Origin of the sequence: Leifsonia poae (assembly GCF_027921845.1) — a bacterium.
GTDB lineage: Bacteria > Actinomycetota > Actinomycetes > Actinomycetales > Microbacteriaceae > Leifsonia > Leifsonia poae.
Genome location: NZ_BSEN01000013.1, coordinates 79,007 through 97,215 on the forward strand (window position 1 = coordinate 79,007; position 18,209 = coordinate 97,215).

23 protein-coding genes are annotated in these 18,209 nt (G+C 68.6%); 5 read left to right on the forward strand and 18 right to left on the reverse strand.

What is annotated here, in order from left to right; translation table 11 throughout:
- The first annotated feature begins 30 nt into the window (after positions 1 to 30).
- The 3 genes from PKE84_RS13355 (at position 31) to PKE84_RS13365 (ending at position 4,051) form a co-directional block, all read left to right on the forward strand.
- Positions 31 to 1,371 (forward strand): ABC transporter substrate-binding protein, encoded by a 1,341-nt coding sequence (locus PKE84_RS13355; protein ID WP_271177749.1) that lies wholly within the window; start codon positions 31 to 33, stop codon positions 1,369 to 1,371.
- A 64-nt stretch (positions 1,372 to 1,435) separates the two neighbouring features.
- Positions 1,436 to 2,938, forward strand: coding sequence for a glycoside hydrolase family 36 protein (locus PKE84_RS13360; protein WP_271177750.1), 1,503 nt, complete (start codon positions 1,436 to 1,438; stop codon positions 2,936 to 2,938).
- A 135-nt stretch (positions 2,939 to 3,073) separates the two neighbouring features.
- Positions 3,074 to 4,051, forward strand: coding sequence for an aldo/keto reductase (locus tag PKE84_RS13365; RefSeq protein WP_271177751.1), 978 nt, complete (start codon positions 3,074 to 3,076; stop codon positions 4,049 to 4,051).
- A 47-nt stretch (positions 4,052 to 4,098) separates the two neighbouring features.
- Here PKE84_RS13365 and PKE84_RS13370 read toward each other — a convergent pair whose 3' ends face one another.
- A complete protein-coding gene (locus PKE84_RS13370) occupies positions 4,099 to 4,281 on the reverse strand; it encodes a hypothetical protein (protein WP_271177752.1) in 183 nt (60 codons plus the stop codon).
- Between the two features lie 208 nt (positions 4,282 to 4,489).
- Here PKE84_RS13370 and PKE84_RS13375 point away from each other — a divergent pair, with 208 nt between their 5' ends.
- Positions 4,490 to 4,759 (forward strand): hypothetical protein, encoded by a 270-nt coding sequence (locus PKE84_RS13375; protein WP_271177753.1) that lies wholly within the window; start codon positions 4,490 to 4,492, stop codon positions 4,757 to 4,759.
- Here PKE84_RS13375 and PKE84_RS13380 read toward each other — a convergent pair.
- The 15 genes from PKE84_RS13380 to PKE84_RS13450 all read right to left on the reverse strand — a co-directional run bounded on the left by PKE84_RS13380 (position 4,737) and on the right by PKE84_RS13450 (position 15,673).
- Entirely contained in the window at positions 4,737 to 4,901 is a 165-nt protein-coding gene (locus PKE84_RS13380) for a hypothetical protein (RefSeq protein ID WP_271177754.1), read from the reverse strand. The genes PKE84_RS13375 and PKE84_RS13380 overlap by 23 nt on opposite strands.
- 146 nt (positions 4,902 to 5,047) lie before the next feature.
- Entirely contained in the window at positions 5,048 to 6,025 is a 978-nt protein-coding gene (locus PKE84_RS13385) for a PrsW family intramembrane metalloprotease (RefSeq protein ID WP_271177755.1), read from the reverse strand.
- Between the two features lie 121 nt (positions 6,026 to 6,146).
- Positions 6,147 to 6,791 (reverse strand): hypothetical protein, encoded by a 645-nt coding sequence (locus tag PKE84_RS13390; RefSeq protein WP_271177756.1) that lies wholly within the window; start codon positions 6,789 to 6,791, stop codon positions 6,147 to 6,149.
- 1 nt (position 6,792) lies between these two features.
- The gene (locus PKE84_RS13395) at positions 6,793 to 7,413 is read right to left on the reverse strand and encodes a methylated-DNA--[protein]-cysteine S-methyltransferase (protein ID WP_271177757.1); all 621 of its coding nucleotides are present in this window, start codon (positions 7,411 to 7,413) and stop codon (positions 6,793 to 6,795) included.
- A complete protein-coding gene (locus PKE84_RS13400) occupies positions 7,410 to 7,895 on the reverse strand; it encodes an RNA polymerase sigma factor (protein WP_271177758.1) in 486 nt (161 codons plus the stop codon). Before PKE84_RS13400 ends, PKE84_RS13395 begins: the two co-directional genes overlap by 4 nt.
- A gap of 37 nt (positions 7,896 to 7,932) precedes the next feature.
- A complete protein-coding gene (locus PKE84_RS13405) occupies positions 7,933 to 8,445 on the reverse strand; it encodes a methylated-DNA--[protein]-cysteine S-methyltransferase (RefSeq protein ID WP_271177759.1) in 513 nt (170 codons plus the stop codon).
- A 208-nt stretch (positions 8,446 to 8,653) separates the two neighbouring features.
- Positions 8,654 to 9,580, reverse strand: coding sequence for a DUF2510 domain-containing protein (locus tag PKE84_RS13410; protein ID WP_271177760.1), 927 nt, complete (start codon positions 9,578 to 9,580; stop codon positions 8,654 to 8,656).
- Between the two features lie 260 nt (positions 9,581 to 9,840).
- A complete protein-coding gene (locus PKE84_RS13415) occupies positions 9,841 to 10,941 on the reverse strand; it encodes an LLM class flavin-dependent oxidoreductase (protein ID WP_271177761.1) in 1,101 nt (366 codons plus the stop codon).
- Positions 10,942 to 10,984: 43 nt separating this feature from the next.
- Positions 10,985 to 11,644: an NADPH-dependent F420 reductase gene (locus PKE84_RS13420; protein ID WP_271177762.1), complete on the reverse strand. Its 660-nt coding sequence runs from the start codon at positions 11,642 to 11,644 to the stop codon at positions 10,985 to 10,987.
- On the reverse strand, positions 11,641 to 12,111 hold the full coding sequence (locus PKE84_RS13425; RefSeq protein ID WP_271177763.1) for a MarR family winged helix-turn-helix transcriptional regulator: 471 nt from the start codon (positions 12,109 to 12,111) through the stop codon (positions 11,641 to 11,643). Before PKE84_RS13425 ends, PKE84_RS13420 begins: the two co-directional genes overlap by 4 nt.
- Before the next feature lie 95 nt (positions 12,112 to 12,206).
- Complete coding sequence (locus tag PKE84_RS13430; RefSeq protein WP_271177764.1) at positions 12,207 to 12,410, reverse strand: hypothetical protein; 204 nt, start codon at positions 12,408 to 12,410, stop codon at positions 12,207 to 12,209.
- Positions 12,407 to 12,847: a VOC family protein gene (locus tag PKE84_RS13435; protein WP_309297489.1), complete on the reverse strand. Its 441-nt coding sequence runs from the start codon at positions 12,845 to 12,847 to the stop codon at positions 12,407 to 12,409. The genes PKE84_RS13430 and PKE84_RS13435 overlap by 4 nt, the downstream gene beginning before the upstream one ends.
- Positions 12,848 to 12,886: 39 nt before the next feature.
- Positions 12,887 to 14,332 (reverse strand): dihydrolipoyl dehydrogenase family protein, encoded by a 1,446-nt coding sequence (locus PKE84_RS13440; RefSeq protein ID WP_271177766.1) that lies wholly within the window; start codon positions 14,330 to 14,332, stop codon positions 12,887 to 12,889.
- Between the two features lie 76 nt (positions 14,333 to 14,408).
- Positions 14,409 to 14,861 (reverse strand): hypothetical protein, encoded by a 453-nt coding sequence (locus PKE84_RS13445; RefSeq protein WP_271177767.1) that lies wholly within the window; start codon positions 14,859 to 14,861, stop codon positions 14,409 to 14,411.
- A 230-nt stretch (positions 14,862 to 15,091) separates the two neighbouring features.
- The gene (locus PKE84_RS13450) at positions 15,092 to 15,673 is read right to left on the reverse strand and encodes a mismatch-specific DNA-glycosylase (RefSeq protein WP_271177768.1); all 582 of its coding nucleotides are present in this window, start codon (positions 15,671 to 15,673) and stop codon (positions 15,092 to 15,094) included.
- A 127-nt stretch (positions 15,674 to 15,800) separates the two neighbouring features.
- Here PKE84_RS13450 and PKE84_RS13455 point away from each other — a divergent pair, with 127 nt between their 5' ends.
- Positions 15,801 to 16,547, forward strand: a complete 747-nt coding sequence (locus tag PKE84_RS13455) for a class I SAM-dependent methyltransferase (RefSeq protein ID WP_271177769.1) — start codon at positions 15,801 to 15,803, stop codon at positions 16,545 to 16,547.
- On the opposite strand, the gene PKE84_RS13460 is transcribed toward PKE84_RS13455, so the two are convergent.
- Both PKE84_RS13460 and PKE84_RS13465 read right to left on the reverse strand, forming a co-directional pair.
- Positions 16,544 to 17,842 (reverse strand): RNA polymerase sigma factor, encoded by a 1,299-nt coding sequence (locus tag PKE84_RS13460; RefSeq protein WP_271177770.1) that lies wholly within the window; start codon positions 17,840 to 17,842, stop codon positions 16,544 to 16,546. The genes PKE84_RS13455 and PKE84_RS13460 overlap by 4 nt on opposite strands.
- Positions 17,839 to 18,201: a YciI family protein gene (locus PKE84_RS13465; RefSeq protein ID WP_271177771.1), complete on the reverse strand. Its 363-nt coding sequence runs from the start codon at positions 18,199 to 18,201 to the stop codon at positions 17,839 to 17,841. Before PKE84_RS13465 ends, PKE84_RS13460 begins: the two co-directional genes overlap by 4 nt.
- Between the last annotated feature and the right edge of the window lie 8 nt (positions 18,202 to 18,209).

Here is an 18,209-nt window from a genome sequence, read left to right on the forward strand (position 1 = left end):
GCACCATCAATCACACAGAGAGAGAAACAGATGAACAAGGTACGTCGCGTCGCCGCCATTGCTGCCGCCGCCGCACTCCTCGCCGGTGTTTCGGCCTGCTCGTCCTCCGGGTCGGGCTCTGACGCCAAAGTCACCCTCCAGTACTGGATGTGGGACGACACCCAGGTGCCGGCCTATCAGCAGTGCGTCGACCAGTTCGAGAAGGAGAACCCGAACATCACCGTCAAGATCAGCCAGTCGGCGTGGGGTCAGTACTGGACCAACCTGACGACGCAGATCGCCGCGGGGAGCGCCCCCGACGTGTGGGTCGACCAGGTGTCGTACTACCCGCAGTTCGTGCAGGACAAGCAGATCGTCGACATCGAGCCGTACGTCAAGAAGGACAACATCGACCTGAGCCAGTACGTCGAGGGGCTGCCCGAGCTGTGGAAGGTGGGCGACGCCCGTTACGGGCTGCCGAAGGACTGGGACACGATGGGCCTGGTCTACAACAAGGCCGACCTCAAGGCGGCGGGCATCGATGAGGCCTCGCTCGCGAACCTCACGTGGAACCCGACCGACGGCGGAACGTTCGAGCAGACGATCGCCAAGCTCACGGTCGACAAGAAGGGCCACAACGGGCTCGACCCCGCCTTCGACAAGAACAACGTCAAGACGTACGGCTTCCTGCCGGAGTGGGCGGACGGATCGCAGGGCCAGAACGGCTGGGGCAACCTCGCCGTCTCGAACGGCTGGACGTACGCGGACAAGAACCCGTTCGGCACGAAGTTCAACTACGACGACAGCAAGCTGACCGACACGGTCGCGTGGCTGGCCGGGCTCTCGGGCAAGGGCTACGCGCCCAAGCTCGACACGCAGTCGACGCTCGCGCGCTCCGAGGTCCTGGAGAATGGCGGCGGAGCGCTCACCACGCTCGGCTCGTTCAACCTCGCGGCGTACAAGGGCAAGACCGACCAGTACGGCTTCGCCCCGCTGCCGATCGGCCCCGAGGGTCGCAAGTCCGCGATCAACGGCCTGTCCGACGCGATCTACGCCGGTTCGAAGCACAAGGAGGAGGCCTGGAAGTGGGTCTCGTACCTCGCCTCCTCCGACTGCCAGAACACCGTGGCCGCCACCGGTGTCGTCTTCCCCGCCATCAAGGAGGCCTCGGAGAAGTCGGCCGCCGTGCGTGAGAAGGAGGGCCTGAACGCCAAGGTCTTCCTCGACGAGCAGCAGGCGAAGGACGGCACGTTCATCCTGCCGATCAGCTACCACGGCACCGAGCTGAGCCAGATCGTTCAGGACGCCATCCAGAGCGTCGCGCTGGGATCGGCGAAGGCGGCGCCTGCGCTGACCAAGGCCAACGACCAGGTCAACGCCCTCTTCAAGTAGTCCGTTCGTTCGATCGCGGGGGCGGTGCTGAGCCGCCCCCGCGACCCGCGTAGAAAGATCGTCCATGCTGCACACCTTCGACTTCGGAACCGTCCGGATCCCCGCGAACGTCTCCGGTCACCCCACGAGCACCCCCTCGGGCTACATCGTCCCCGCCGGTCCGCTCGCCCTCCTGCACCCCTTCGGCGACACCGAGTTCTACCGCCACGGGTGGAACTCGTGGAGCCCCAGCGGGTGGGCGCGCACCGACGGCGCGACCATCGGGATCAAGAACAGTCCGCGGCGACTCCTGACGGCCGATGACGCGGTGAACGAGACGCCGCACGCCCACTCCGGCAGCGCGGTCGGCGCGGTCGCCGGTCCGGACGGGAACGTGCTGCTCGTCGGCGCCCTCGGGCTGGGGACCCCGCGGGTCGGCGCGGATGCGAACGTGCTGTGGGCTCGCGGTGAGGAGGATGTCTGCGACTGGTTCGTCGCCTACGGACCCGAGCGCACGGTGTTCGCCGACTACGCCGATGCCGTGTCGGAACGCCTGGGACGGCGCTCACAGCGCGCCGGCACCGTCTGGAGCAGCTGGTACTCGTTCTTCGAGGACATCGACGAAGACCTCGTGGCGCGCACGGTGTCGGACCTCGCCGGCTATCCGTTCGACGTCTTCCAGCTCGACGACGGCTGGGAGCCCATCGTCGGCGACTGGATCGCCGGTGCGAAGTTCCCGTCGGGGATGGCGACGACCGCGTCGCGCATCGCCGACGCCGGCTTCCGCCCCGGGCTCTGGCTTGCGCCGATGATCGCTCTGCCGGACTCCGACATCGCGCGCACCCGCCCGGATCTGCTCGTGCAGGACGACGACGGGCGGCCGCTGGTCAGCGGCTACAACTGGAACTCGCACTACTACTCCCTCGACACCACGCAGAGCGAAGTGAAGGACCACCTGCGCGAAGTGTTCGAGCGCGTCGTCGGCTGGGGGTTCGGTTACCTCAAGCTCGACTTCATGTACGCGGGGGCGATCACCGGCAACCGCCGGGAGAACGTGCACCGGGAGACGGCGTACCGGGACGCCATCCGGCACATTCGGGAGGTCGTCGGCGACTCGATGTACCTGCTGGGGTGCGGGGTGCCGATGCTCCCGTCGGTGGGGGTGTTCGACGGCACCCGGGTCGGCCCGGATGTCGGCGCGTTCTGGGACAACGCCGAGCGGGCCGACGATCCGTCGGGTGTCGGCGCACGCAACTCGCTGGTGGCGTCGATCAACCGTGTGTGGATGAAACGGCTCTACGAGGTGGACCCCGATGCGATCTACTTCCGTTCGGCACGCAGTCTGCTCTCCGAGGGGGAGCGGCAGGTGCTGCGCGACACGGCGGCGATCCTCGAGTTCCGCTCGACGTCCGACCCGGTCGAGTGGCTCACGACGGAGGAGCGCGCGCAGCTGATCGACTACATGGAGGAGACCGCCGTGATCGAGCAGACGGGCCGCTACGCGTTCCGCATCAACGGCCGCGAGGTCGATCTGACGCCGATCATGACGGGCACGTCGGCGACCGAGGCCGCCTCCGTCGTCGTCTGACTCTTCGTCGAGGGTGGCCCGCTCTCGTTGAGGGGTGGCCCGCTCTCGTTGAGGGGTGGCAAGTCCGGGCTCGCCCGGCGTGTTTAGGCGCATTTGCCACCCCTCAACGAAAGGCGGCGGGGATAGGGTCGGAGGATGCGCTACGTGAACCTCGGCGGTACAGGACTGAAGATCTCGGAGGTCGTGCTCGGTTGCATGAGCTTCGGCGAGCCGAACCGGGGCGCGCATCCGTGGTCGATTGGGGCTGAGGAGAGCGAGCCGTTCATCCGGGCGGCCCTCGAAGCCGGAATCACGACGTTCGACACCGCCGACGTGTACTCCGACGGCACGAGCGAAGAGATCGTCGGCGCGGCCCTCGGCGCCCACGCGTCGCGCGACGACGTCGTGATCGCGACCAAGGTGCACGGGCGGATGGGGCCGGGGCCGAACAGCGCGGGACTGTCGCGAGCGCACATCCTGTCGGCGATCGATGCGAGCCTCCGCCGCCTCGGAACCGACTACGTCGACCTCTACCAGATCCACCGGTGGGATCCGGAGACGCCGATCGAGGAGACGATGGAGGCGCTGCACGACGTCGTGCGTGCCGGCAAGGCGCGCTACATCGGAGCGTCGTCGATGTGGGCGTGGCAGTTCTCGAAGGCGCAGCACGTCGCGCGGGCCAACGGATGGACGCCGTTCGTCTCGATGCAGGACCAGTACAACCTGGTGCAGCGCGAGGAGGAGCGGGAGATGCATCCGCTCTGCGAGGACCAGCGCGTCGGTGTGCTGCCGTGGTCGCCGCTCGCGCGCGGACTGCTGACGCGCGACTGGGGAACGACGACCGACCGCTCGGAGACGGACCGGTTCGGGCAGACGCTGTACCGCAGCACGGAGGAGTCCAACCGGCGGATCGTCGAGGCGGTGGCCGCCGTCGCGGCGGCGCGCGGGATCTCGCGGGCGCAGGTGGCGCTGGCGTGGGTGCGGCAGCAGAGCGCGGTCACGGCTCCGATCGTCGGCGCCACGAAGATGCGGCACCTCGAGGATGCGGTGGCATCGGTCGACGTGACGCTGACCGAGGACGAGCTCGCGCAACTCGAAGCGCCGTACACCCCGCGGGACCCGGAAGGCTTCTGAGCCCGGACCGGGCGGGGCATCCGGCTGCGTGAACAGCTAGGCGAGCGTCAGGGCCACTCGGTGCCGGGTTCTTCCCTCTCCTCGTCCGTCTCGTCTTCGGCGTCTTCGTCGTCGCTCGTCACGATGTGGGACGGCTCCACGAAGCCGTCGGCGTCGTACGGCGTTCGACCGCCCGCCACCAGCTCATCCACGTCGAGGGCATCGTCATCGTCATCGAATCGGTCGGTCATCGGTCCTCCATCGGCTGGTTCTCTCTCGGGTCCGTGTGTTCTGGTGCCTGTTCTACGCCCCCGCCGACGCGAGCGCCAGCACGCCGACCGAAGCGTTTCCGTTGAGGGGTGGCAAATCCAGCCCCTGCCGGCGTGTTTACCCCGATTTGCCACCCGTCAACGGGAAGCTTGGAGCGCGCGACATTCGAACGTATGTTCTAATGGTGTCGTGGACCGCCCGAAGCCCATCCGTTACGACCGCGACACCTGGCTGGTGATGCGGAACGACGACGTGCTGCCCAAGGCGGTCGTCAAACGGTTCACCGATCGCAGGGGCGTTGACCAGTACCTGCTCGTCAAGTGGGATCTCGACCCGGCGAAGAGGACCTTGATGGCCGTGTGCGATTCGCTCGAGAAGGCGGACGGGCTCGTGCTCTACAACAACCACAATCCGCTGGGATTCTGGAACGGTCCGCCTAATCGCCACCCGGCCGGCTGACCTCGTTGGCGATCCGGATGATGACCCGCGCGCGCACGGCTGCCCAGTAGACGGCGGCGACGTAGTCCCCGGCCTCCTCCGCGTTCAGCATGCGGTCGGTGACGACGACCAGGGCCTCGCTCGAGTTGCCCGTCGAGTCCATCCGCATCCCTCCCGCTCGGCCCCGAAGATCATTCTCCACATAATGAGTTCTACTCACTATTTACGAGAGTACGCGTATCGCTGACGCTGCGATGACCCCACAACGGGTGTCGCGCGGAGAGCGGGCGGGATGGCGCATCCGGCGTGTCAGGGCAATGGCAACGGCACGGGCACAGGCGCCAGCCAGAGCTGTTCGGCCCGTTTGAAGTGCCGGAGGATCAGCCAGAGGGTGATGATGCCGGCGGCCGAGATGACCGCCAGGCCCACGATGTAGAGGACGGTGGCGAGCGCGGCGATCGAGTTCTCGGTGGCCGTGGTCAGGAAGCCGTTCTGCAACTCCTGCATCGCCTCGCCGTTCAGCAGCAGGGCGATGAACGAGGCGACCTCGGATGACGAGTCCCACAGCGCGTGCAGCAGGGCGCTGACGGCGTAGGTCAGGAGGATCCACGCCGACCACCGGAAGCGCGGCCGCAGGTGCGCGCAGCCGAAGAGGACCGCTCCGAAGATCGCGGTACAGAGAACATGCCCCACGGGCGCCAGCGTCGCACGCACGACCTCCGTCTCGAGCAGTGAGAAGAGGTCGATGCCCTGCGTGGTGATCGCGGCGTTGAAGGCATAGCCCGCCGACTCGAAGGCGGCGAACCCGGCCCCGATCGTCGCGCCGAGCAGCGCGCCCTGCTTCGCCGTCTTCGGCACGACCCGCCAGCCGATGATGATGAGCAGCACGCCCTTCACGAACTCCTCGATCAGCCCGACGAGCCCGTAGACCCAGAACGTCTGCTGCAGGGGGAATTCGAGGAGGGATGCGCCGAGCACACCGAAGATGCCGCCGACGAAGAACGCAAGGATCAGCTGAAGCGTGCTGATCGATCCGGTCACCCGTTCGATGACGAACAGCACGACGCAGAACGGCACGAGGAAGCTGCCGAGCAGAATGAGCGTCGGCACGAGGTTGGTGTTGCCGGTGATCGCGGTGACGACGATGGTCACGATCCACAGCGCGAGGCCGGCGAGCAGTGTCTTCCACCACCAGCCGTGGTGATGGTGCGGATGATGCCGGGTCTGCGTGGGGAGCGGGATGCCGGAGACATCGACGGTTGCGGCAGCGCTGGCGTGAGTGCCCATCGGAATGCTCCTGTCTGCGCGCGCTGGATGGCGACTGAACGATGGGACCATCGTCCTCCTGTCGTGCCCGGCGGGGGAAGGGTCCCGGCGCAGAGGCCGGAGGCGACACGCCCTGTGTGCGCTACGGGCGGCGACCGGGATCCAGCACCCGCCCGTTCGCAGCCGAGCGATCGATCTGTACCGGGTAGCCGTTTCCGAGCACGGCGACGCTGGATGGCGGCGTGATTACGGTCGCATCGCCTCTCCGCGGCCGGTCGGTGTGCCGCTCGTAGCCGGACGTCGTCCACTCGACGAGCTCGTCGGCGAGCACCAACCACGGGGCATCGCCGACGGAGACGAAGGTGCCGGCGGGCAGGTCTGCCCACGGCATCCGGTGCAGTCGGCGGCGGTGCGTGCCGCGCACGGTCCGCTCGGCGTGCAGTTGCCGGTTCATCTCCTTCGCCGGCGGCAGGGCGACGCCGAGGCCCTCCGCCCACGCCGCGCGATACGCGTTGTAGCTCTCGCGGCGGCACTCGGCGCAGGGCCGGTGGCCGGCGGCGAGCGATACGGCCTCGTCGAAGAAATACAGGTACGTGTACCGTCCCGGCTGCCATTGCTCGTGCCACCGGCCCCGGAACTGCAGCTCGCACGTGATCCAGAGATCGCCGGCATGGTTCCGGACGATCTCGTGGCCGCGGTGCAACTGCCCGCGGTTGCCGGTCCACGCGCCCCGCGTCGGCATAGCGATGATGTCGCCGAACGGGGTGACGCGGTTGCGCTCGGGCACGTCAGGCCGCGCCTTCGAATCGAAGCAGGATCTCCTTCGCTTCGGGGCCGCCGGCGTAGTTGCCGAGGGTGCCGTCCGAGCGCACGACGCGATGGCAGGGGAGCACGACGGGGAGGGGATTGGTCGCGCAGGCCGTTCCGACCGCTCGCACGGCGCGCGGGTTGCCGACGAGCGAGGCGACCTGTCCGTAGCTGCGTGTCTGGCCGTACGCGATGTCGGGCAGCTGCTGCTGCACGAGTCGACGGAAGCCGCGCGAGAGGCTGAAGTCCAGCGGAAGGTCGAAGGTGTGGCGGGTGCCGGCGAAGTACTCGTCGAGTTCGCGCGCCGCAGCATCCAATCGATTGCCACTGCGCAGGATGCGCGGACTGATCCGGCTGGCGATCGTCTCCAGCACATGGTCGTGCCCCTCGATCGCGTAGGCGACGCGGACCAGGCCGCGCGGGGTGGCCGCGAGCAGCAGGGGCCCGACGGGAGTGTCGACAGTACGGTAGCTGACGTCGAGCAGGTCGTCGTCGGCTGCGGCATCCTCGAGCCGTCGGTGCAGTCGCTCCAAGACAGCAGGATCGATCGCCGAGCTCAAGGACTCTTCGATCAGGGGCTGCGGAGTGGGGGTGGGGTTCATGAGCGGATGTCCTCCCGCTGGGTCTCGAACTGCGTGCGGAGTGCGGCGATGCCGTCGGAGGCGGCGCGGCGTGCGGCGGCCGCGGTCCCGCCGATCAGGTCGGCGATCTCGGCGTAGGGGAGACCTGCGCCGTAGTGGTAGGCGATGGTCTCGCGTTGCTTGTCGGGGAGGCGGGCCACCGCATCCCAGAGCTCGTCGCCGTCATCCGGCACACCGAGCGTCGATGCGCGTTCCGGTGGGTCGGCCATCGGGATGGCGTGCCGTGCGCCGGCGCGGAGGATGTCGATGCACTTGCGATGGGCGATGGTGACGAGCCAGGCCTCGGTGTTGGCGGTCTCGGGCAGCTCCGGATAAGCGCGGAGGGCGGCCAGAAAGGTGTCGGACCAGGCATCGTCCGCATCGTGCATCCCGACCATGCTGCGGCAGACACGCAAGACCGCCGCGCCGTGGTCGGCGACCAGCTGCTCGAACGGTCTCTTCATCGCTCCCGTGCTCCCGGCGCCTTTCGCCCGGCCACCGTCAGAACAGTCTGCCTGCGGTGACGACCGGCGCATCCTCGAGTTCGAGGAGACGCTGCTTGCGCTCCAGGCCGCCAGCGTAACCCGTGAGCGTGCCGCTGGTGCCGACCACCCGGTGGCACGGGACGATGATCGACAGTGGGTTGGAGCCGACGGCTCTGCCGACCATCCGGGCCAGCGAGCGGTCGCCGAATCGTTCCGCGATCTCGCCGTAGGTGCGGGTCTCACCGAACGGGATCTCGTTCAGGATGGCCCAGACGCGCTGCTGGAACGGGTCGCCCTCGGCCGCGGTCTTCAGGGTGAATTCGGTGCGTTCGCCGGCGAGGTACGCGTCGAGCTGTGCGGCGGCCTCGGAGAGCACCGGATCGGCGGCGGCGTCGACCTCGATACCGCGGGCCGCGCGCTCGATGCCGACCCAGTGGTGCGGATAGTAGATGCCGATCAGTACGTCGTCGGAGGCGACGAGCGTGAGCTCGCCGATGGTCGTGGTGATGGTGGCGTGACGGTCATACATGAGAGGTCGTGTGCTCCTCGGTTCGCGGTTGCCTTCACTTGGTAGACGCGCCAGCGGCGGGGAACGTGAGGTCGTGAGGCTCGTTCGTTCGTTCCACTCTCCATCAGGCGCGTGTCGGTGGCTCGCGGAAATGCGACATGCTCCTGCGCGGACCCCTTTAGGGGATGGCGCGCGAGATCAGAGCTGGTGCGGTCGAGCAATCGGCGACTCAGTGCGCGTTCCTCCGGTGGTTCGTCCACTGCGTTCCATCCCACCAGCGCTGGATGCCGCGGAGTTCGACATCCGGATACCAGCCGGCAGGCGCAATGACGGGCGGAGGCGGGGGAGGAGTGGGTGCGGGCGGCTGCTCGGTGCCAGGTACCGACGCCGGATGCGCGGCCGCGGGCATCGCGATCGGGGCCTCCGCAGCCGGCTGAGCAGGTGTCGCGAACCCGGCGGTCGCGGCGGTCGCCGGTGCCACGCCTTGCGCCCGGATCCGCGCCTCGACCTCTGCGGCCTTCCGCTTCAGGAACTCGTTGTAGTGGCGACGCCCGAAGCGCGTGCCGAGGAGTGCGGCCAGCAAATAGAGAAGATGGCCGATCACCACGCCGAGGTAGAGGTAGCCGACCATGTCGGCGCCGAACACCTGGATGACGAACGAGAGCGAGATGCCGACGATGAGAGTACGCACCGCGAATGTCGCGACCACGATCACGGTCATCCATAGGTAGGGACGCGGACCCAGGTAGTTCGACAGCCAGGCGGCCGCGAAGAACACTCCAACCGTTCCTACCAGGGTCACGAGCAGCGTTCCGGTCGTATCGAGACCGAGCAGCGCGATCAGAATCCCGGCGATCGTGTCGTACACGAGTAGTGCGGCCGTGGCGAGGACCACAATGAGGCCGACGGGGCGGTCCAGGTTGCCCGCCCTGATCTGCGTGACATCCCTCTGGAGATTCCGGCGCTTGCGGTTGGCGACCAGGGCGATGGTCGCCGGAACGGCGCCGGCCACGGCTGTCGCGGTGCTCGCGACGCCCTGATCGATGCGCAGTATGCCGCAGATCGCTGCCGTAAGCAACAGCGCGGCCACCCCGACCAGCACCCCGACCGGTGACTGCTCGGAGAACCGCGGCTTCGCTTCGGCAACGTTGCTCATGGGCGCCTCGTTCGCATGGTTCGCGGTTCCAGCGGGAGTGCACGTTCCCTTAGGACGCGGCTTGCACACCCCTGCGCGCACCTCGCCGTACGACGCTCTCGCTGGAACACTACAAATCTCCTCGGCTTATGAGGAATTGTCAACAAGTCCGCTCCCGCCGGGGAGGAGGACGCGTTGAGGGGCGGCTAACTCAGCCAAAACCGTGGTTTTGGGTGACTTTGCCGCCCCTCAACGAAAAGCGACCCCCGACGGGCCGCCGCCTAGGCCGCCGAGGCGGTCGTGGGCGCCGAGGCGGTCGTGGGCGCCGACGCCGCGAGCAGCTCGCGCACCTGGGGCACGACCTCCTCGCCGTAGAGCCGGATGTTCGTCAGCAGCGCGCCGTCGGAGAGGCCGCCCATCGCGTACTTGAGGTCGAAGCGGTTGGCGTTGACCGTCGTCATGCTGCGTGCGATCTTGGTCGCGACCGTCTCGGGCGATCCGACGTACAGGGAGCCATCCGGGCCGATCTCGTGCAGGAACGACGCCTCGGTCGGAACCGCGAAACCGCGGGTCTTGCTCACGCGCCGGATGACCTCGAGGTAGCGCGGCCAGAACTCTTCACGGGCCTGCTCGTCGGTCGGGGCGACGTGTCCGGGGGAGTGCAGTCCGATCGGCTTCGGGGCGTGACCGAACTGTTCGAGCGCCTGCAGGAACAGCTGCGAGTACGGCGCGAAGCGGCCGACGGGGCCGCCGATCACGGCCAGCATGAGCGAGAACCCGTAGCGTGCGGCACGGACGACCGACTCGGGGCTGCCGCCGACGCCGATCCAGGTCGGCAGGGGTGTCTCGAGGTGCGGGACGACATCCTGGTCTTTCAGGGCGGCGCGGGTGCGGCCCTCCCAGGTGACCGGACCACCCTGCAGCAGCTGCGCGAAGAGGTTGGTCTTCTCCTCGAAGAGCTCCTGGTAATCGGAGAGTTCGAAGCCGAACAGCGGGAACGAGTCGATGCTCGATCCGCGGCCGAGGATCACCTCGGCGCGACCATCCGAGATCGCATTCAGCGTCGAGTAGCGCTGGAACACGCGCACCGGGTCGTCGGAGCTGAGCACGGTGACGGCAGAGCCGAGGTGGATCTTGTCGGTCCGGGCGGCGATCGCGGCCAGCACCGTGTCGGCGGCCGACAACGGCATGTCGTCGGTGTGGTGTTCGCCGATGCCGAAGAAGTCGAGGCCGGCCTGCTCGGCGGCGACGCCGTGTTCGACGAGGTTCCGGATCGTCTGGGCGTGAGAGAGGGGATGCCCGGCAGCGTCGAAGGTGACGTCGCCGAAGGTGTCGAGGCCGAATTGCAGAGGAAAGGCGGGAGTGGGGGTTTCGGTGTTCATTTATGGTTCTTTCTGGTGATGGTGGTGGTGGTGCGCCGCGGCGTCAGGCCGCGGCCCGAACCGATACGGCCTGCTCGAACTCGTCGGCGGTGAGCCGCGCGCCGAATACGGGTCCACCGGGCTCGAACGCGACGCCGTCGCGCAGGTTGTCGAGGGCGATCACGTCGTAGCCGATCGCGTCGACGAGTGTTCCGACGAGCGCGGCCGCCTCGGGGTCGTCCGAGGCGACGCCGAGCGCACGGCGCTCCGCGGAGCCGGCCGGGCGGCGTTCCTCTTCCATCTCGTGGTAGCCGATGTGGTTGAAGGTCTTGACCACGGTCGCGTCGGGCAGCAGGTTCTGCACGACCTCGCTGCTGGTCAGCGGGGTGTCCTCGAACAGGGGCTGCACCCCGTCGGTGGGCGCCCAGTAGTTCATCGTGTCGATGACGATCTTGCCGTCGAGCATCCGGTGGTCGAGTGACGGGAACCGGTGCAGCGGGATGGCGAGCACGACGATGTCGGCCTCCGCGACCGCCTCTGCGGCCCAGGTAGCGTGTGCGCCGGGCATCAGAACGGTTGCGATCAGGGCGATCTTGGCCGGATCGCCGGATGCCGCGACCGAGACCTCGTAGCCGGCGTCGAGCATCACGCGCGCGAGCGCAGAACCGACGTGGCCGACCCCGAGGATGGCGACGCGGGGACGTCCCAGAGTGATCTCGGTCATGATTCGTGTCCTCCCACGGTCTCGAGATGTGTGCGGACCGTGCCGAGGGCGTCGGCGAGGTGCGCGACCTGCTCGGCGCTCAGGGCGTCCGCGAAGTAGTGCTTGACGGCGCGCAGGTGCGGTCCGGATGCGCGCCGCAGCGCGTCGATCCCGTCGTCGGTGAGCACGACGAAGGCGCCGCGGTTGTCGCCGGGGCATTCCTCGCGGCGCAGCAGCCCGCGCCGTTCCATCCGGCCGAGATGGTGCGAGAGGCGACTGCGCTCCCAGTCGATGGCGTCGGCGAGTTCCGAGGAGCGCAGTGTGCGATCGGCGGCCTCGGTGAGCGCGAGCAGCACGGCGTAATCGCCGGGCGAGAGGGCGACCTCCTGCAGTTGCGCGGCGAGGAGCCGGCGCAGGTCCGTCGTCGTGTCCATCAGCGAGCGCCACACCGCGAGCTCGTCGTCTGTCAGACGCTCGGGGTTGACCATGATGACCTCAGTTCATTGACGTGTCAACAAAGTAGTTGACATGTCAGTAAACGGTGGGTCGGCCGGAATTGTTCCCGCGCCTGGCGTGCGGTCTTCTACGCTGTGCGGACCAGCCGATAGCCGGCCGCGCGCAGGGTCTCCACCATGTGCGCGGCATACCATTCGGGCCACTGCTCGTCGTAGACGCCGTTGAGCTCGGTCTCCTCGTGCACGCCGTGCGCGTCCGCCGCCTGCTTCAGGTGGTCGAGGATGACCGGGGTCATCTCTTCATCGCTGAGGGGCTCGTTCGTGTCGCTCATCGTCCCGGGAGCCTTGTCTTGATCTCCTGCAGAAGCCAGCCGTTGCCATCCGGATCATCGAACGAGGCGAACGAGCCGTACGACTTGCCTTCGGGCGCCGGGCCGGTCACGCGGTCCTTCAGACCGGCGTGATGGAAGACGCCCGTGACATCGTGGAAGATCTCCGACACCGCGACGCCCGCCTTCACCAGCGCATCCCGGGCCTCCTCGATGTCGAACACGGTCAGCTGCAGTCCCTGAACCGAGCCGGGAGGGGTGTCGATCAGGCCGGTGCCGAAGATGATCGACGCCTCCGACTCGGGCGGGGTGAGCTGGACGATGCGGTAGCTGTCGTCGACGGCGAAGTCGGCGTCCAAGCGCCAGCCGAGTTTCGTCGCATAGAACTCTTTCGCCCTGTCCACGTCGGAGACGGGGAGGAGGACGACTTCAAGCTTCATGTACATACGGTCACGACTCCTTATCGGTTGGCTTGCGCGTTATCGGTCGGCTTGCGCGGCTTTCCTCATGTTCAGCCGGTACGTCTCCAGCAGCCGCAGCCAGATCTCGCTCACCGTCGGATACGACGGCACGGCGTGCCACAGCCGGTCGATGGGGACCTGCCCGACGATGGCGGTGGTCGCGGCGTGCAGCAGGTCGCCGACATCCGGCCCGACCAGGGTCACGCCCAGCACGACGCGCCGGTCGTCGTCGACGACCATCCGGGCCTGTCCCTTGTAGCCATCGGCCCGCACCACGGCGCCGGCCACCCAGCCGATGTCGTAGTCGGCGACGCTGACCGTGTAGCCGGCCGCGCGCGCTGCCGCCTCGGTCAACCCGACGGATGCGACCTCCGGCTCGGTGAACGTCACCTGCGGCACCGCCTCGTGGTCGGCCGTGGCGACGTGTGCGCCCCACGGTTCGTCGAAGACCTCGTCGCCGTTCGCGCGGGCGACGATCACCTCGCCGACGATGCGTGCCTGGTACTTGCCCTGGTGCGTGAGCAGGGCGCGGTGGGTCACATCTCCGACGGCGTAGAGCCAGTCGAAGCCGGGCAGGCGCATCGTGTCGTCGGTCGGCAGCCAGTCGCCGGGTTTCAGGCCGACGGTCTCGAGGCCGACGGCTTCGGTTCGCGGCTTGCGGCCGGTTGCGACCAGGATCTCGTCGGCGACGATCGGGTCGCCGCCCTCGATGTCGAGGTGCACCCCGTCGGCGGCGCGCTCGACCTTGGTCACGTTCGTGTTCAGCAGCACCGTCGCGCCCTGCTCCCGCAGTGCGTCGGTGACCATTTCGCCGGCGAACGGCTCCATGGCGGTCAGCAGGCCGTGCCGGGCGACGAGTGTGACCTCGCAGCCGAAACCCGCGTAGGCCGTCGCCATCTCGGTCGCGACCACTCCGCCGCCGAGGATGGCCAGGCGCTTCGGGACTTTTTTGACGCTGGTGGCGTCGCGGCTGGTCCACGGGGCGCTGTCGGCGAGGCCGGGTGTGTCGGGGATGACCGGATCGGAGCCGGTCGACACCACTACCGCCGCGCGGGCCGTCAGCAGCGTCGTCGAGCCGTCCGCTGCGGTGACGTTCACCTGCTTCTCGCCCGCGAGCTCGCCGTGCCCGCGGATCAGGTCGATTCCGGTGCTGTCGACCCAGTCGACCTGGCTCTGGTCGTTCCAGTCGTAGACGAGTCGATCGCGGCGCCGCAGCACCGCCTCCACATCGAGCGTGCCCGTCACCGCCTCCGCCGCACCCTCGACCGCCTGCGCCTCGCGGATGCTCTGAGCCGGCCGCAACAACGCCTTCGACGGGATGCACGCCCAGAATGAGCACTCCCCGCCGACGAGCTCGTGCTCGATCAGCGCCGCCGACAATCCGCCCTGCACCGCTCGCTCCGCGACGTTCTCGGCAACCGCGCCCCCGCCGATGATGATGACGTCGTATTCGCTGCGCTGCATACTGTTTCCCCTGTCGTGTGGTGTCGTGTTGTTGTGTCAGGCGTGCACGCGGCGGCGTCGGCCGCGGCCGGAGGGTCTAGTAGTCGAAACTGTCGTCCGCATCTTCCGACCAGAGTCCGGTGCCGGCCCCGTAGTCGTAGGGGAAGAGAGCGGCGGCGAGGGGGGAGGCGACGATCAGCCCGGAGATGGTCGCGAGCAGCACGTTGTCTCCGCTCCCATCCGCACCCTGAGGCCCGAGGATGCGGAGCAGGCTGCCCGGTCGCCGTGTCTCGGCGTCGGTGGCCACCCGGGCGAGCGTGGCCGGTGTGGCGTCGATCGGCCGGTCATCCGGGGTCGCCGCATGGTCGACGAACCGCTGGAAGACGACATCGCGCTGCTCGTCGGAGAGCTTCGCGAACGCCTCGAGGTGCATCTTGGTGATCATGTCGGGCTGGGCCGTCGCGAGCAGATACTCGTACCGCTCGACGGCGACGTCGTCGTCGCGTGAGTGGCCGTCATCATGCTTCGGATGTCTCTTGAACAGTGACATCGGCTGTCCTCTCATGGAGTGACCGGGGACCGTGATGGTGCCCGAGTATAGCCCCGACCTCCGCCACGGCGTCAGGGCCCGGAAGCGTCCGTCGCGCCTGCCGCGACCTGCGTGCGATCGAGTCGGGGATTAATCGCACCTTTCGAGGTCCACGCGTGAATATCCCCCGACTCGATCGCAGGTCGACTCGATCGCAGGTCGACTCGATTACGGGTCGACTCGATCGCAGCTCAGGCGACCACCGGGTAGGGGTCGATGCCGGCGGCGACCGCCACCTCGCGGTACGCGGCAGTGAGGTCGGCCAGCGACGCGTGCGCGTTCAGCCCGCTCGGGTTCGGCACGACCCAGACCTGCGACGAACCCCAGTCGAGCGGCTGACGGCCGACCAGCGCCTTCGGCTCGTCGAAGGCGATGCGATAGGCGCTGATGCCGAGGAACGCGACGACCGAGGGCCGGATGTCCGCGACGCGCTCACGGAGCGCCGCCCCGCCCGCGCGCAACTGCGCCGGGGTCAGCTCGGCGGCGCGCGCCGTCGCTCCCGGAACGATGCAGGTGATGCCGATCCCGCGATCCTCCAGCTGCCGCACGTCGGCCGGGTCGAAGCCGGAGGACGCGTCGATGACGTGGTCCGTGATGCCGGCCCGGAACAGCGCGGGATAGAAGCGGTTGCCGCGCCGGGCGAAGTGGGCCTGCACGGCGACGGTGAGCAGCCCCGGTTTGATCCCGACGATCAGCAGTCGTGTCGGCCGCGGGATGAGGTCGGGCAGAGTCTTGCCGGTGAAGGCCTGCAGTTCGGCCTGGCTGAATCGCATCGTTCCGCTTGCTCCCATCCGTTCCGTCTGCCGTGCTCGCGCCCTTCGACCCGAGAACGTCAGTCACCTCACGATCTTGGCCGATCGAGCGCCTGTTCGGTTCTCGGCGACCGTGCCATCATCGGGTATGGCCACGCCGGACCCGATGCACTTCGACGCGCTCGCCGAGCTCTACGAGCGGGCGCGACCCGCCTATCCGGATGCTCTATGGAGCCGCCTGCGTGAGCTGGGCGCGCTGCGCACCGGTGGTCGAGCCGTCGATCTCGGCGCCGGCACCGGGCAGGCGACGGGTCCGTTGCTGCGTGCGGGACTCGAGGTGACGGCGGTCGAACCGGGCGAGCGGCTGGCCGCACGGCTCCGCGAGCGCTATCCGGCCGCGACGGTGCAGGTGGCGCGTGCCGAAGACGCGGTGCTCGCTCCGGGATCGTTCGAGCTCGCCGTGGCCGCCACGTCCATCCACTGGATGAAACGGGAGGTCGTGCTCCCGAAAGTCCACCACGCTCTGACCGCAGGCGGCCGGTTCGCCGTGTGGCGGAACGCCTACGGTGATACGTCGGTAGCAGTGACACCGTTCCGCGAGCGGATCGAGGCGATCGTTGCCCGGCGTGACGCTCTCGAACGACCGGGCCCCAGCGAGCTGGAGACCGATCGGTGGGCGCGCGAGCTCACGGCCCGCGGCCACTTCGCGATCGAGTTGATCGAGGAGCTCCGCTGGAGCACAGACCTCGACGAGCAGCAGGTCCGCGGGCTCTTCACCACGTTCAGCGATTGGTCCCCGGCAGAGGCCGACGAGGCGGCCATCGCGGTGCGGGAGCTCGGCGGCCTGGTCACCGAGCACTACGTCACGCCCCTGATCGTGCTCGCGAAGCGCTAGCGGGACGATTCTCGAGCCGTGTTTCGCACCTGAGCGATGCGCTCGCTCAGAAACGTCCGCTCGGTCTCGTTGGCGGTCAGTTCGCGCGCCCGCTCGAGCGCGACCACGGCTTCGTCGTCGCGGCCCAGTCGCAGCAGCAGCTCGGCCACGATCGCCGGCAGGTAGGGATAGCCGGCCAGCCGCGCATCCTGTTGGAGTTCCTCCAGCTCGGCCAGCGCCTGCTCGGGGCCGCGCACCATCGACAGCGGCACCGTGCGATTCACGGCGACGACCGGCGATGGCCACGTGACGAGCAACGCGTCGTAGAGCTCGACGAGCTGCGGCCAGTCGGTCCGCTCGTAGGTGGGCGCTTCGGCGTACAGCGAGGCGATCGCGGCCTGCAGTGCGTAGCGCCCGGCGCCGCCGACGCGCAGGCCGTCCACGATCAGGTCGTGCGCTTCGGCCAGCGCGCTCCGATCCCACTGCGAGCGGTCCTGATGTTCGAGCCGAACGAGCCGGCCATCCGGGTCGACCCGCGTCGAGCGGCGGGCGTCCGTCACCAGGATGAGCGCGAGCAGCCCGCGCACCTCCGGCTCGTCGGGCATCAGTTCGCTGAGCATCCGGGCGAGAGCCAGCGCCTGATCGGCGAGTTCGGTGCGCATCAAAGACGCGCCAGACGGAGACGTGTGACCGGTGGTGAACAACAGGTGGATGACGCCCAGCACGGCGCGCAGGCGGTCGGGCAACTCGGCGGCGGCCGGCACGCGATACGGGATGCGGGCCGTCACGATCTTCTTCTTGGCGCGCGTCATCCGGGCGGCCATCGTCGGCTCCGGCACCAGGAACAGCCGCGCGATGTCGGCGGTCGGAACGCCGCACACCAGGCGGAGCGTCAGGGCCAGCTGGGCATCCTGGGCGAGGGCCGGGTGGCAGCAGAGGAAGATCAGGCGCAGCCGCTCATCCGGGATGTCGGCGGTGCGATCGTCGGCGACGGGCGCGAGCTCGGCCACGAACGCGTCCGCCCCGTCCGTGGCCTCCGGCTCGAGCAGCAGCGGCAGTTTCGCCCGCAGCGCGCTCTCTCGCCGGATCGCGTCGACGGCGCGACGGCGGGCGGCCGTGGTGAGCCACCCCTCCGGATTCTCGGGGATTCCGTCGCGCTGCCAGGCCGCCACGGCCGAGACGTACGCCTCCTGCACGGCCTCCTCCGCGAGGTCGAGGTCGCGCGTGACGCGCACCGTCGTCGCCAGGACACGGCCCCAGCTGCGACGGTGCGCATCCGCGATCGCCGCGCGCACGGCGGCGGCGTCGTCCGTCATCCGTCGACGGCGGCTCTGTCGACGATGAAGCCGCCTTCGACGGGCCGCACCTCGACGCCGCCGCCCTGCTGGGTGATCGGGTTGCGTCCGGCGATCTCCAGCGCGGCATCCAGATCGGGTGCCTCGATCACATAGAAGCCGGCTACGACCTCTTTGGCATCGATGAAGGGACCGTCGGTGACCGCATCGCTTCGGATCGAGGTCGCCGTGGTGGCGGCCGGGTGCAGCGCGAAGGCCGCGACCATCGCGCCCGACCCGACGAGTTCGTCGGCGTAGCGGCTGTGCGCGTCGCGATCGTCGGTGGTCAGGTTCTCGTCGGCGGGGTTCTTCGTGTAGATCAGGACCGCGTACTGGGCCATGGGGTTCT